We start from the raw sequence: 14,820 nt of genomic DNA on the forward strand, positions 1-14,820 counted from the left end.
TTTTCAATCCCTGTTATCAACCTTATTTATCAAATCCGAATTCTGTAAATTCTTTTTCGTTTTGTGGAACTTTGATTTTTCCTTCTTTGATGTCATTCTTTAAGCTTTCTACTTTGTCTTTAACATCTTGTGCTACTAAATCATTTTTAGCATAAGCAATGTCTACAGCATCTCCATCTTTTAATGAATAAGTTACTGTGCTTCCACCTTCAAACTTGCCGTCTTTAATATCTTTTGAGATTTTTTGTACAGCAACATTTACACCTTTAACAGTAGAAACTAACATGTTTTTAGGAGCATCTTCAGATTGATCTCTATCAACACCGATTACATATTTGTTATTATCAATAGCTGATTGAATAACACCATAACCTGTACCACCTGCAGCGTGGAATATAACATCTACACCTTTTTGGTACATTAAGTTAGCAATTGATTTACCTTTATCTGGTGCAGCATAACTATCAGCATATTGTGATTGGAATTCAATTGGTTGTTTCTTTTGTCTTTCAGCTTCCTTTACTCCAGCTTTGAATCCATATTCAAATCTGTCGATTACATCACTCTTCATACCACCAACAAAACCAACTTTATTTGTTTTAGTTGTCATACCGGCAATGTATCCAACTAAGAATGAGTTTTCGTTATCTGCAAATAAAACCCCAATCATGTTTGGTCTTTTTTCTACGTTTGCATTGTCGATTATTGCGTATTTTTGGTCTGTGTTTTCTTTTGCTGCAGCATCTGTTGCTTTAAATAATGCATATCCAATTGTAAATATTACATCACTTTCATCATCCAATGCTGTTTCCATATTTGGTGCATAATCATTTTCTTTGTGTGATTCGATATATCTGAAATCCAACCATCCTTCTTTTTTCGCATTTTTAAATCCTTCATAAGCAGATTGGTTGAAAGATTTATCGTTAATTCCACCTTGGTCAGTAACCATAGTTACCTTTACTTGTTCTTTCTTTTCATTAGTATCTGATGATTTTCCATTATCAGATGAATCTTTGCCTGCACCACCACATGCAGTTGCAAAAACCATGCTTAAACAAAGAAATAAAGCAATTATTTTTTTGTAAACTTTTGACATAATGTCCTCCTTAAATTTTTGTGATAACATTTGCTTACAATTAAAAAACTTAATAAAAATTTATCGATTTTCATTTGATAACGTAAACGTTGTTATCGTGTAAATATAGATACCTTCTATACAATATAATCTTAGCAATTATTAACAATATTGTCAAACGAAAAATGAATTTAACATTGCTTTACTTTTTTGATATGATATATATAATTATAAATAAAAAATGTACTGAAGGAGACAAAATGAAGAATTTAGTTTTGTGTGGCTGTGGTCACGGACATATTTTTGTAATCAAAAATATAAAAGAAAAATATCCAGATATTAATATAACTGTTATAACAGACAACGAATACCAGTATTATTCTGGTATGTATACCGGTTTTTTGGAAGGAGTATACTCTCATGATGAGATATGCTTTGATGTAAGAAAAGTTTGTGAAAAATACGGAGCAGATTTGATTTTCGATAAAATCATAAAAATCGACGATGAAAACAAAAAGGTTATTGCAAAAAATCACACAGTAGACTACGATTATTTGAGTATTAATTTAGGAGCGACTCAAAAAACTATTGGAACTGGAGAAAATGTAATAAATTCAAAACCTATCAATACAATTATTGATTTAAAAGAAAAAATCAAAGACACTGATAAAAATATACTTATATTAGGAGCTGGTGCAAGTGGATTGGAATTAGCTTTAGTGCTGAAAACTATTTATCCCGACAAGAATATATCCATAGTAACAAGAGGCAGTGTGAATATGGAAGGATTTAGCGACAAAGCTAATAAAAAAGCTAGAAAGTTATTAAGTAAAAAAGGTATAAAAGTTTACGAAAACAAAAATGTATCTTCTATTAATGAAATAGATATAGATTTTGATAAATTGATAATGTGCATTGGTTCTAGCGGTGTGAATGTTGATTTTGGAAATTTAAATACAACCGATAAAAACTTCTTGATTTCCGATGAGTATATGAGAATCTCGGACAAAATATTTGCCGTTGGAGATTGTGTTAGTATCGACAAATATCCTAACTTACCAAAAGCTGGTGTGTATGCTATAAGACAATCGCCTATTTTAATGAAAAATATTGCACATACATTGAACGATGAAGAATTAGAATCTTATGTTCCAGACACTGATCCTATGCAAATTTTATATTGTGGAAATGAAAAAGCGCTATTATACTATAAAGGATTCACGTTGTATTCTCATCTTTCATTCGTACTAAAAAGATATATCGATAAAAAATATATGAAATATTAAAATCCCTCTCACGAGGGATTTTTTAGTCTATTTCTTTTCTTTCTTTTTCTTCTTGTTCTAATGTTTTTTCTGGAATAATAATATTCAAGAAAAATACTATTAGAGTTGCAACAACTACAGGTGATGCTGTAAACACCATTCTGAACCATTGTGGGAAATATCTCACAGCGTTTGGTCCAACTTGTGTTATACCCATTCCAAGCGCAACTCCCAATCCAACTATAGTTGTATTTCTTACGCTCATTTCGCTTGAAGTTATAAGTTTCATACCACTCATGGCTATTTGTGCAAATACTGATATAGTTGCTCCACCGATTACAGCTTGTGGAACTGAAAGCATCAATGCTCCAAATTTTGGGATTAATCCACAGACAAATACCATACTAGCAGTAATCAACAAAACTTTTCTTGCAATTACTTTTGTCATAGAAACAATTCCAACGTTTTGTGAATATGTGGCAGTTGGAAGCGCTCCTATGAATGCACCAATAACACTTACAAGACCATTTGCTTTTATGCCTCCAGATAATTCTACATCAGTAGGTTCACGATCCATTCCTCCAATAGTTGTACTAGTTAAGTCTCCAACTGCTTGAACAGAGTTTACAATGTACATAATTGACATAGTCAATATAGCATCCAAATGGAATTGAAATTTGAATGGATAAATTTGTGGAAGCATAAACCAAGAAGCACTAACAACATTGTCAAATTTAACCATGCCTAAAAATAATGATATTATGTATCCTACAATAATTCCAACCAAAATTGCCGCTAATTTTATGTAACCTTTCATAAACATATTACAAAACAAAACAACACACAAAGTTATAATCGCTACAACCCAGTTTCTGATTTCTCCTTGCATAGGTCCATTTCCACCTGACATGTAATTTACAGCCACCGAATACAAACTAAGCCCAATTGTTAATACAACTGTCCCCGAAACAATAGGAGGAAAGAACTTCCTAATTTTCCCAATAAATACTCCCGTGAATATCGCCACAATACCACCAACCAACTGTGATGCATACACAGCACCTATTCCATATTGTTTTCCAATTGATAATAAAACTGGAATGTAAGCAAAACTAACGCCCATAATAACTGGTAATTTTGCACCAAATTTTAAAACTGGATACAATTGTAATAATGTCGCTATTGCAGCAATAAACATTCCTGCTTGAATCAAATAAATTGCTTGAGCATCCGTAATTGCATGTTCACTTGATTTCAAAGCACTCGCCAAGACTATTGATGGCAACGCATTTCCCACAATCATTGCCAACAAGTGTTGCATAGCTATCGGAAATGATTTAAGCATGGAAGGTTTGCCATAATAATCAAATAATGAATTCGAATTATTTTCCATATACACTCTCCTTTTAATTTCATCAAACTATATTCTATATTAAATTCAAACTAATTTAAAGAGCATTAAAAAAATACTTCCAAAAACAACAAATCAATTTCTTGTTTTGGAAGTACTATTATTATTTTACAAATCTAGTTCCTGTTAAACCATTGATTCCTTCTTTTGCTTTTTCCAAAGAAGTTATCAAAGCAGTTTTACCTTCACCTGATTGGACAAAACTCAAGCAAGCCTTAACCTTAGGTAGCATAGATCCTTCTGCGAATTGTCTTTCTTCTATTAACTTTTGAGCTCTTGATAAGTTTAACTCATCCAAGCCTTCTTCATTTTCTGTCCCGTAATTAATGCATACTTTTTCTACTGCAGTTAAAATGATTAACAAATCTGCATCAGAAATTTCCGCCAATTTTTCTGAAGTGAAATCCTTATCTATAACAGCTCCTATACCTTCTAATTGTCCATAATTTTCTACGACAGGAATTCCTCCTCCACCTCCAGCAATAACGATGAAATCTTCTTTAATCAAAGTATTGATTTCTTCTTTTTCAATAATATCAATTGGTTTTGGAGATGGAACAACTCTTCTGTATCCTCTATTTGCATCTTCTTTAAAAGTATATCCACTTTCTGCAGCAAGTTTTTCAGATTCTTCTTTTGAATAAAATAATCCCACAGGTTTTGTTGGATTAGCAAAAGCTTCATCATTCTTATCCACTTTAACTTGTGTAATTATAGTAGACACTGCGTTTTTCATGTTTCTTTTTGATAATTCGTTTTTGATAGCCTTTTGTAAATGATATCCTATGTATCCTTGGCTCATAGCAACACATTCTGCAAATGGCATGTTAGAAATTTGTGGATTAGAATTATGAGCAGTTTCCATAGCCAAATTAATCATACCAACTTGTGGACCATTTCCATGGCAAACGATAACTTCGTTACCATCTTCAACTAAATCAACTATAGATACAGCTGTTTTTCTAACAGCTTTGATTTGTTCTTCAGGTGAATTTCCGAGAGCGTTTCCACCTAATGCTAAAACTACTTTCTTCATTTTAACTCCTTTTATAAATTAAAAATAGTATCCAAATATAAAATCCCAATGCTAAACATTGAGATTTTAATTATTAAGACACTTCGATAAATATATATTACACTGATTTTATAAAAAATACAAGCTTTTTAGGAATTTTTTGTAATTTTTTCTGTTAAATTGCTGCTAGTTCTGGTAAAATTTGACATACCTTTTTCATATTCTCTGATTAATCTTTCACCAACTTCTGTTAATGTCGATCCTCCGCCATTGGCTCCTCCAATTTCGGTATCCACAAACTTCTCTCCATAAATTTTTTCGCTATTTTTTATAATATTAAAAGCTTTACTGTAACTCATTTTGAGATTTTTTGAAGCCTTGTTAAGAGATTTTGTCTTGTCAATTTCTTTTAGCAGAAGATAATTTCCTTTACCGAAAAACTTCTTGCCATTGTCATCTTCAAACCAAAACTTACAATTTACCTTCATCACTAAGCTCCCTTATCCTTCCTTCAGTTTCCTTAATCCACACAGGAATTATACAATCAAAATCATTGTAAATGCTTAATATTCTATCGAATTCTCCTGTCAAGTCAACATCATTTTCTCCATTTAATTTTGGTTCCAGAATGTCCAAAATAGTGTATATGGCAAGAATTCTGTAAAATAATCTAGGAATTTTACCATTAAAATAAGATTTTAATAAAGAATAATAGAAAATCCTATTTTTCTCATCTACTTCGTTGATTTTTCTAAACTCAAAGAAAGAGTCTGCCATGTAACTTACATTCTTCGATACAAAATTCAAATTATTATCATCAGCATAGATAGAGCATAAATTATCAAATAAATAAATATTGCTCAACTTTCTAGATTCAATTAAATATCTATTATTTTCAATGTAATCAAAAACAATATAATCCTTATCTCCTCTGAAGTTAGTCATTGAGTAATTGTATATAAGATTATTTATTTTATAATTAAAAATCTTCGACCAAGTAGTATCATCGTTAATTTGGCTATTTTCGTGAAGTTTTCTGAGAATTTTGCCTATTTCACTTCCAAGTTGTATTTGTTTTTCAACAGAGATTTGATCTGTAAGATTTTGAATGAATTTTTTAATCACAAAAGTATAACCATTTTCAAATCCACTATCTTCAATCTTTGCAAATTTGTCATTTAACTCATACAACAAATAATTATTTTGTTGGTTGTATTTCAAAAAAGACTCCAAATCCCCTTCGTATATTTCAACGATATATTTACCAGAATCTGTATTTACAATGTACTTATCATCTTGTAACTCACAATCGTAAATATTTTTATCTTTAAAAAATTGTAACTCTTTGATTTCCATATAATCACCAATACAATTTTATCATTAATAATCAGAATTTTAAAACAAAATATTTATTCAGATATTTTTCTTTCAATATCTGTAGTTTTTTTCATTTGTAAAATTTCATCTGCGTAAATTTTTGCTTCTTCAAATGAATTGTTGGCGATAACATCCTTTATTTTTGGAATTGAAGCTGCTGGCGCAGAAAATTCATCCAATCCCATACCCAAAAGAAGTTTCGTTGCTTTAGTATCACCGGCAAATCCTCCACACATTCCAGTCCATTTTCCGTGTTTGTGGCTAACATCAATAACCTTTTTGATAGCTCTAAGAACTGCTGGATTGTATGTGTTATAAAGACTTGAAATTTTATCATTTCCTCTATCACTTGCTAAGACATATTGCGTCAAGTCATTAGTTCCAATACTAAAGAAATCAATGTATTCTATTAAATCTTCGGCGACAATAACACTTGCTGGCGTTTCAATCATTATACCAACTTCTATATTTTCATCGAAATCAATATTTTTATCTCTCAATTCATCTTTATTATTTTCAATTATTTCAAGTGCTTTTTCTATTTCTTCTACTGAAATAACCATAGGAAGCATAATCCTTATTTTTCCAAATGCAGAAGCTCTCAATATTGCTTTGATTTGAGCATCAAAAACATCCTTCATATCAAAACAAAATCTCAAAGCTCTCCAACCTAAAAATGGATTATCTTCTTTAGGAAACTTGTAATAAGGAAGTTCTTTGTCTCCACCAATATCTAAAGTTCTGATAATTACGGATTTCCCGTCTAAAATTTCAACTACTTTTTTATAAGATTCAAATTGTTCATCTTCTGTCGGGAAATTGTCATTATACATATACAAAAATTCTGTTCTAAATAAACCAACGCCTTCAGCACCAGATTCTAAGCCTTTTTCTAAATCTTCAATATTTCCGATATTTGTCATTACATCAATGTCTCTTCCATCTTTAGTAATTGCTTTGTTATACCTGTTTTTTTCAAGCCTTGACTTTTCATCATCCAATTCAGACTTTTTATTTTTGTATTCTAAAAGAGTTTCTTCATCAGGATCAATTATACAGATTCCCTTATATGAATCTATAATAACCGTTTGAGAATCCTTAACATTTTCTGTTATATCTTTCATGCCAACGAGACAAGCAATGCCTAAGGTTTGCGCAATAATTGAAGTGTGTGCAGTTTTTCCTCCCAAGTCCATTAAAAATCCAACAACATTATCTTTATCAATTATTGATGTTTCATAAGGAGTCAGTTCTTTTGAAACCAAAATAGTATTAGGTTCTAATGAGTCTAGTTTCTGATTTTCAATTCCTTTAATTTTGTACAGTAATTGTTGACCGATATCTTTATAGTCGGACGCTCTTTCTCTCATATACTCATTGTCTAGCGACTGCATCATTATAACCATTTCATCAATCGTATCATTTAAAGCTTTGTCGCTTGCAAAATTTTCATTAATTTTTGAAATCACACTTTCTGAAAGAAAAGGATCGTCCAACATACTCAAATGGGCTTCTATTACTTGTTTTTGTGTATCATTGTCAACTTTTGTTTCTGATAATATTGTTTTGTAATCATTCAAAGCTTTATTAAATTTATCAACATGAAGTTTAATTTCGTCATCAGAAATTTTTTGGCTACTTATCTTAACTTCTTGTTTTTTCATAAGTTTAATTTTGCCAATAGCAATATTTTCACTTGCAATAATACCTTTTTTAATTAAACTCATAATACCTCCTGATAAACTAAAGCCGCCACAATAGTGACGGCTATGAATTCTTGCTTTTATTAGTCTTCTAAATTTTCTATAAATTCAACTAGTTTTTTTAAGTTTTCTTCTTCGTTTTCACCATCTAATCTAACAGTGACTTCAGTATCTTGAGAAATACCTAAAGCCATAACGTTGAAAATAGATTTTGCGTTAGCTGTTTTACCATCTTTAATAAGTTCAACTTTACCATCAAAATTTTTAACAAACTGTACCAAAGATGCAGCTGGACGAGCATGCAAACCAGTTTCGTTTTTTACTATAACATTTTGTTCTACCATAATAATAATCCTCCTATGACTACTTTATTTATATCCTATTAATTGATTTTTTAAACAGGAAAATATTTTAATTGATATCTTTTACAGATTCTCTCTTCATTATTTGAGAACCTAATATTGCCTTTTCGTTGATAATTTTATTTTCTTTCAAAACCTTTACTAAAGTTCTCATAGATACAGCACCTATGTCATAATAAGGTTCTTGAACTGTAGTAAGAGTAGGTCTGTAAATACTTGTCATTGGTATATCGCCAAATCCAGATACGGAAATATCTTCTGGAACTTTCTTGTTATTATCATAGCAATAATTTATAAATCCTATTGCTTGTGCATCTTCACTAAAACTTACGCAAGTTATGTCTTTCGAATCTTTCATTTCGAAAATCTTATCTCCTGCTTCGTAACCATCTTTAACTGAAACTCCTTCTGATGAAATTTCAATTTTTTCTAATTTCAAATCATCACAAGCTTGTCTGTATCCCTTAAGTTTTTCTTGACCTATTTCAGTATCTTGATTCTCTTTTACGAATAAAATTTTCTTATGACCTAAATCATAAATATGATTAATCATATTTATCATGGCTTCTTTGTAGTCGATTTGTACTGTGTGCACGTCTTTTATATTCCAGAATTTATCCAATTGAATATAAGGAACAGTTTGATCTTTCAACTTGAATATAACCTCTGGTTCAATGTCTTCTGAAATCAAAATTATTCCTTCTACTTGTTTTGTAAACATGAAGTCTATAATCTTCTTTTCTTGTTCCAAATCGCCGTATGTAGAAGACAATAGTATATCGTATTTGTACATTCTTCCAATTTCTTCAGCACCTCTTACAATTTGTGCCATATATGGAATGCCGATATCTTTCACTACTACGCCTATTAAATTTGATCTTTTCATTACTAAAGATCTTGCCAATTCGTTTGGTTTGAAATCAAGTTTTTCAATTGCATCTAAAACTTTTCTACGCGCTTCTGGACTAACCGGCTTGGAATCATTCATAACTCTAGATACTGTAGAAATCGAAACTCCAGCAAGTTTTGCTACGTCTTTAATTGTTGGTGATGACATTTAATCGCTCCTTACTAAAATATTTATTGGTTTATTATTAATCTCAACTTTCACTGGTAAATTCCCACCATATTCTCCATCCACATCTCCTGGAACTGTTTGATTGGATTCAATGGTTAAAGTATCAGTTTGAAAATATAATACATCTTCAGAGTAAATATGCTTTGAACTAAAAGCATCTATTAAAATCTGAGCAACTTCTTTAAGACGGGAATGCTTAATAATTAAAACATCTAGTTTTTGATCGTCAATTTTTGCTTGTGGGCAAATATTTTCAAAACCACCTACAGTATTTGAATTCGAAATAATCATAATAGGAGATTTTACTTCTAGATAGTCATCATTTGTTTTAATCTTCAATTCCATAGGTTGATTTAATGTGTTAGGAAGTTCTTTCAACCCTTCAACAATATACGCCAGCCTACCAAAAATCGCTTTTTGAGCTTTATCGGTAACATAACTAACAGAAGCAATATTTCCAACTGCAAAAACATTGATAAAATACCTGTGTGAGTCTTCATTGCTGACTTTTCCAACATCACTTTTAATTATTTTCCCAGTTTTAATCATTCTATATAATTTGTAAGGTGTTGAGGGCAAGTTTAAGTAAGTTGCGAAATCGTTTACTGTACCTGTGGAGTAAATCGTAATAGGAATATCGCTTTCGCTATCGCAAATTCCATGAACAACTTCATTAACCGTTCCATCTCCGCCTGAAACAACTATCAAATCCCATTCATCAGAAGATGTGTTTAACGCCTCATTATATGCATCATTCTTGCCTTTTGTTTTAAAAAGCTGAACTACAAAATTATCTTCAATTAAATAATTAATAAGTTTTGTTAAATCTCTTGCGTGTGTTTGACTTCCTGATGAAGGATTTGAGATAATTTTTATTTTTTTCATTCTATCCCATCTTTCCTTAATAGCATACCAAAAAATTAACTGTTTTTCAATAGGATTTTAACAATTTCTACAATTGTTTTCATGAATTATAAAAATTTTTAAAGATTTACGATAAGCCAATCAGAAATTTTCCGATTGGCTTATAAAATCTTATTTAATTATCTTTTAGCTAAACTTTTTACGAAATTAATAATATCTCTTGCAGAACCAACATAATCTGTAGAATTTAAGAATCCGTATTTAATGTTAGTTGCAGTATCAGTTACAGATTCAGCAACATAATCCACAGTATTTGATACGTTGCTTGAAACTGACTCAACGTGTGATAAGGTGTTACTTACATTGTTTGTAATATTTCTTACATCTGGAGACACATCACCTATTAGTCGATCGGCTTTGTTAGTTATACCAGTTACATTATCTAATATTTGTGGTACTTCACCAATTGATCTATCGATATCCTTTTTGTTATCTGCTAAAACAGCTTTTATGCTCTTTATTAAGTCAGTAAGTTTGAACAAAAATACGATTAAAGCAATTAAGAATCCAGATAAACAAATATATAATATTATTTTAAATATATATAAAGCATCTACCATTTCTTACCTACTTTTTGATTTCTTTTTTAACTTCTTTTGCTTCTTCTTTTGCAGTGTCAGCGGTTTTCTTTGCTTGTTTTTTTCCTTCTTCAACAGTTTTTTCTGCACCGTCTTTTGCTTCTTCTGCTACTTTTTTAGCAGAATCTCCAACTTTTTCTGCAGAATCTTTTACTTGGTCTTTAGTATCTTTAACGTCTTCTTTGATTACTTTTCCGTCTTTTTTTACTACATCTTTAAGATCTTCACCAAGAACTCCCAAATCAGTTTTAACTTCATCGAATTGATCAGAAACTCTATTTAATTCAGTCATTCCTCTATCTTGGAAATCTTGATATTTGTCTTTAACACTGTCTGTTACATTGTCAGCAGTTAATTTTACAGTATCTACTGCATCGTTAAAGTTATTTACTGCTGTTTTCTTAGTTTCTTCTGCAAATTTTTTGATGTCTTTTCTAGTTTCTTCACCTGATTTAGGTGCCAATAATAATCCTGCTGCTAAACCTAATGAAGCACCAATAACTGTACCTAAAGTAATTTTAGCTTCATCTTCATATTTACGTTTAGCAATTTCCCATTTGATTTGTCTTTCCTTTTCTCTTCTTTTATGTTCTAAATAATCCATTAAACTCATAATAACATCTCCTTAAATAAATTTTCTTATGATTATTTTATACCCTCTAATTTAAATTCTCAAACATTATTAGTGAATTATTTATTAAATTTAATCTTTCAAATACAATCTAACCCACGTTTCCCAGCCTACAGTTTGTTTTGGCGATTTTAATAAACCATTTTTACCTTTAGCAACCATTCTTACAAAATCTTGGTCCTCTGTTAAATTCTTTCTGCCTTTTTCATTAAATTTATCTGTAGTAAGTCCAGTGTTTTTGTCATTTACAAATACAAGGCAATCATCATCTATTGTTTTTCTGATTTCATAATTTTTCTCTCCACTTGATACATCAAAATCATGTAATGTTTTATTTATGTCTACAATATCCCAATTAATCGCATTATTTTTTGAGAAAAAGGATAAATCATAATTTTGTCTCAATGTTAAATCATTAGATTCTATTAATAAAATTTTCTTTCCCGGAAATGCGTATTGTGAGGCATTTTCTAAACTCAACTTTGCGTTTTCCGGATTTTCTATTGTTAATTTTATAGGATCAATCAAAATTTTATATCCGTCATTTCCTTTTACCATTTTTAATGGGTTAGTACTTTTATAAGATTTATCTGATTTTAGATTTGCTTCATCATCTTCTAACCATTTCAAAATAGTTGTTTGATGCTCAGGATTAGAATTTATTTCGCTAATAAATTCTTCAGCATCTTTGTTTCTGAACGGCACAGATGGATTTGATGATTTTACAATACTTATCATTTGTTCTGAGGATTTTGCTTGTACTGCTTGAATAAATTTAGCTTTTACAGTTTCAGCTGTAATAGTTTTTCCAGCAAGATTTTCTCGGAACATAGGTTTTATGTATTTAATACCAAATACAATACCAATTAATAAAGCCACACCAATAATTGAAAATATAATTTTCTTAAATATCGATGATTTTTCATCATCATAATCATGATATTCGTAGTAATCATCATAATCTGTATTTGTTTCTTGGAATGCTTTTTCTCTTTCTTTTTTCAATGATTCAGATTCAATATCCACTACATTTAATCTGTCAGTTGTATCTTGATTAGAGCCATTATCTATCTTAGAATAATTTTTCTCATTATCTGTTGAACTATCTTCTTCTTTTTTTATAAAACCAAGATCGTGATTTTGAGTTTCGTTTCTAAATTTAGAAGCCTCTAACAAAAAATCCTCAAATGTTTTTCCTTCAGAAGAAAAATCATCATCTTTTGAAAAATCATGACCACAAACTCTACAAAATCTATCTTCAACGCCAACAAATGAATTACAATTTGGGCATTTCTTTAAATTAGAATCTTTCATAATATCACTCACCTTATCTATCATATATTATACATTCTCATACTACTTTAGTGAATAGATAATCTCAAATTAAACACATAAGAAAAAAGCATGAGATTTTGTCCCATGCTAATAAGCGAAATCGCTTTTATTTTCAAAATATCCTCAGAAGACCCTAATCAATTAATGACCTTCAGTATGTGAAGGTGGGTTGACTGTCTCAAACATCTGACATCCCTTCAAAGAGGGCTCGTCATCAATTATTGAACGTCCGTCATCCCTTATAGTGTGTGTCGGTTTAATTTTTCAGGGTTCCTCTTCTGAGGTTAATTTAATTATACTACAACATAAAAGTGTTTTCAAGTAAGATTAATTATTCAAAAATTTATTAAATCTTTGTGGAATTTCTGTCGTAATAATATGCTTATTTCTTTTCATATCAACAAATTCTATTTCATTTGCATGTAGCATTTGTGAAAATCCTTCTATTTTTTCTCCGTACAAACTATCTGCGACTATTGGACAATTAATATATTCCATACTTACTCTTATTTGATGAGTTCTACCTGTCAAAAGCTTTAAACTAACCAATGAATAATCCCCATAATTTTTAAGATTTTGTAAAATAGTTACACTATTTTTTCCGTTTTCATCGATTTCTGTTTTAATTCCATCGCGTTTTAAGTTTAATTGTATCTTTTGATTTTTAGGATTTCCTTTTACGATTGCCAAGTATTTTTTCTCAAACGAAGTTTTTTGATAATAGGCTTGAGCTATTTTATTTTTAGCAACCATTACAACACCTGATGTATCTTGATCCAATCTATTGATAAATCTAACTTTTTGATTAATATTTCTTTGCTCAAATAAATAAGACACAAAATTCGCTAAGCTTTCTACTCCTTCTGTATTCATTGTAAGTTTGTCAGGTTTATTTAATACAAAAATATCATCATCTTCATACAAAACTTCAATGTACAAATTTATTGGTTTGTAATTATTCTCTTCATCTCTAAGATTGATGGTTACTTTGTCACCTGGTTTTAATTTAGAATTTCTCTTTGCATGTTTCCCATTTATAAAAATATCATCTTTGTAAATACTGAGAAATAAATTTTTGGAAATATGATTTGATTTCAAAAACTCATCTAACCTTATTTTTTTATCTACATCAAAACTAATTTGTGTCATTGTTTAAATCTCCAGTTATTTGGTATAATAAAATTATATCAAATATTAGGAGTTTTTAGTATAAATGAACAAAAACAGCAAAATTATAAATATATATGTAAACGATAACCAAAAATCACTTGAAACAGCTTTAATTGTAAAGGAAAAATTAGAACAGAAAGGATTCAAACCTACATTCGATTTTGATGAAAATGCGCTGATTAATCTTTGTATCGGTGGAGATGGAGCATTCCTAAGAGCAGTTCACAAATACGAATTTTCAACTATTCCTTTTGTTGGAATAAACACCGGTCACTTAGGCTTTTATCAAGAAATTCTTATTCCAAATATCGACAAATTCATTTCAGATTTAATTAATGAAAATTATGGAATTGAAAAAATTTCCCTACTCGAATCAAAGACTGCTATCAGAAATAGTAGCAAAACTTATACACATAAAGCACTGAACGAATTTGTGGTAAAAAGTGATGACTCATCCATTGTTTATTTGGATGTATACATCGATGATAACCACTTAGAGTCCTTTGCAGGAGATGGAATAATAGTATCCACTCCTTCTGGATCAACTGCGTATAACTTCTCAGCAGGTGGATCCGTATTGTATCACGGGCTTGATGGTTTTCAAGTAACGCCTCTTGCCCCAATTAATTCAAAAGCATACCGTTCTCTTTTAAATTCCCTCGTTGTTCCATCAAAAAGTAACGTTACATTGTATTTTAGAGATCACAATTTCGACAGAAAAAGCTCCATCGTTTTAGCCGATGGATTGAATAGAAGTTATGACAATGTAGATTATGTAAACTTCACTTATTCAGATCAGTATATCAATAAATTAGTTTTCTTAAAAGACTGGTATTGGTTAAATATCAAAGACAAATTCTTATAAGTAATAAAAAAACATGGATCGCAATGAA

15 protein-coding genes are annotated in these 14,820 nt (G+C 30.2%); 2 read left to right on the forward strand and 13 right to left on the reverse strand.

Annotated features, from left to right (window positions below):
• Positions 1-22 precede the first annotated feature (22 nt).
• Positions 23-1,099 (reverse strand): BMP family lipoprotein, encoded by a 1,077-nt coding sequence (locus ABDJ34_RS02105; protein WP_094207289.1) that lies wholly within the window; start codon positions 1,097-1,099, stop codon positions 23-25.
• Between the two features lie 239 nt (positions 1,100-1,338).
• Here ABDJ34_RS02105 and ABDJ34_RS02110 point away from each other — a divergent pair, with 239 nt between their 5' ends.
• Complete coding sequence (locus ABDJ34_RS02110) at positions 1,339-2,364, forward strand: NAD(P)/FAD-dependent oxidoreductase (RefSeq protein WP_353316320.1); 1,026 nt, start codon at positions 1,339-1,341, stop codon at positions 2,362-2,364.
• Positions 2,365-2,386: 22 nt separating this feature from the next.
• Here ABDJ34_RS02110 and ABDJ34_RS02115 read toward each other — a convergent pair whose 3' ends face one another.
• The 12 genes from ABDJ34_RS02115 to ABDJ34_RS02170 all read right to left on the reverse strand — a co-directional run bounded on the left by ABDJ34_RS02115 (position 2,387) and on the right by ABDJ34_RS02170 (position 13,906).
• Positions 2,387-3,736, reverse strand: a complete 1,350-nt coding sequence (locus ABDJ34_RS02115; RefSeq protein ID WP_412701206.1) for a uracil-xanthine permease family protein — start codon at positions 3,734-3,736, stop codon at positions 2,387-2,389.
• A 121-nt stretch (positions 3,737-3,857) separates the two neighbouring features.
• A complete protein-coding gene (gene arcC / locus ABDJ34_RS02120) occupies positions 3,858-4,790 on the reverse strand; it encodes a carbamate kinase (RefSeq protein ID WP_412701207.1) in 933 nt (310 codons plus the stop codon).
• Between the two features lie 128 nt (positions 4,791-4,918).
• On the reverse strand, positions 4,919-5,257 hold the full coding sequence (locus ABDJ34_RS02125; RefSeq protein WP_412701208.1) for a winged helix-turn-helix domain-containing protein: 339 nt from the start codon (positions 5,255-5,257) through the stop codon (positions 4,919-4,921).
• The gene (locus ABDJ34_RS02130; protein ID WP_412701209.1) at positions 5,241-6,125 is read right to left on the reverse strand and encodes a hypothetical protein; all 885 of its coding nucleotides are present in this window, start codon (positions 6,123-6,125) and stop codon (positions 5,241-5,243) included. Before ABDJ34_RS02130 ends, ABDJ34_RS02125 begins: the two co-directional genes overlap by 17 nt.
• Before the next feature lie 53 nt (positions 6,126-6,178).
• Positions 6,179-7,873, reverse strand: coding sequence for a phosphoenolpyruvate--protein phosphotransferase (ptsP, locus tag ABDJ34_RS02135; RefSeq protein WP_412701210.1), 1,695 nt, complete (start codon positions 7,871-7,873; stop codon positions 6,179-6,181).
• 59 nt (positions 7,874-7,932) lie between these two features.
• Positions 7,933-8,193: an HPr family phosphocarrier protein gene (locus tag ABDJ34_RS02140; protein WP_002836732.1), complete on the reverse strand. Its 261-nt coding sequence runs from the start codon at positions 8,191-8,193 to the stop codon at positions 7,933-7,935.
• Between the two features lie 67 nt (positions 8,194-8,260).
• Entirely contained in the window at positions 8,261-9,268 is a 1,008-nt protein-coding gene (locus ABDJ34_RS02145; RefSeq protein ID WP_094207296.1) for a LacI family DNA-binding transcriptional regulator, read from the reverse strand.
• A complete protein-coding gene (locus ABDJ34_RS02150) occupies positions 9,269-10,174 on the reverse strand; it encodes a diacylglycerol/lipid kinase family protein (RefSeq protein WP_412701211.1) in 906 nt (301 codons plus the stop codon).
• 158 nt (positions 10,175-10,332) lie between these two features.
• Positions 10,333-10,773, reverse strand: coding sequence for a hypothetical protein (locus ABDJ34_RS02155; protein ID WP_094205903.1), 441 nt, complete (start codon positions 10,771-10,773; stop codon positions 10,333-10,335).
• Positions 10,774-10,780: 7 nt separating this feature from the next.
• Positions 10,781-11,404: a YtxH domain-containing protein gene (locus ABDJ34_RS02160; RefSeq protein WP_353316323.1), complete on the reverse strand. Its 624-nt coding sequence runs from the start codon at positions 11,402-11,404 to the stop codon at positions 10,781-10,783.
• Positions 11,405-11,494: 90 nt separating this feature from the next.
• Positions 11,495-12,736, reverse strand: coding sequence for a zinc ribbon domain-containing protein (locus ABDJ34_RS02165; RefSeq protein ID WP_412701212.1), 1,242 nt, complete (start codon positions 12,734-12,736; stop codon positions 11,495-11,497).
• 348 nt (positions 12,737-13,084) lie between these two features.
• Positions 13,085-13,906, reverse strand: coding sequence for an RluA family pseudouridine synthase (locus ABDJ34_RS02170; protein ID WP_412701213.1), 822 nt, complete (start codon positions 13,904-13,906; stop codon positions 13,085-13,087).
• Positions 13,907-13,970: 64 nt separating this feature from the next.
• On the opposite strand from ABDJ34_RS02170, the gene ABDJ34_RS02175 reads away from it, so the two are divergent.
• Complete coding sequence (locus ABDJ34_RS02175) at positions 13,971-14,792, forward strand: NAD(+)/NADH kinase (RefSeq protein ID WP_002836745.1); 822 nt, start codon at positions 13,971-13,973, stop codon at positions 14,790-14,792.
• Positions 14,793-14,820: the final 28 nt, after the last annotated feature.

This window comes from Finegoldia dalianensis (assembly GCF_046255015.1).
GTDB classification, from domain to species: domain Bacteria; phylum Bacillota; class Clostridia; order Tissierellales; family Peptoniphilaceae; genus Finegoldia; species Finegoldia magna.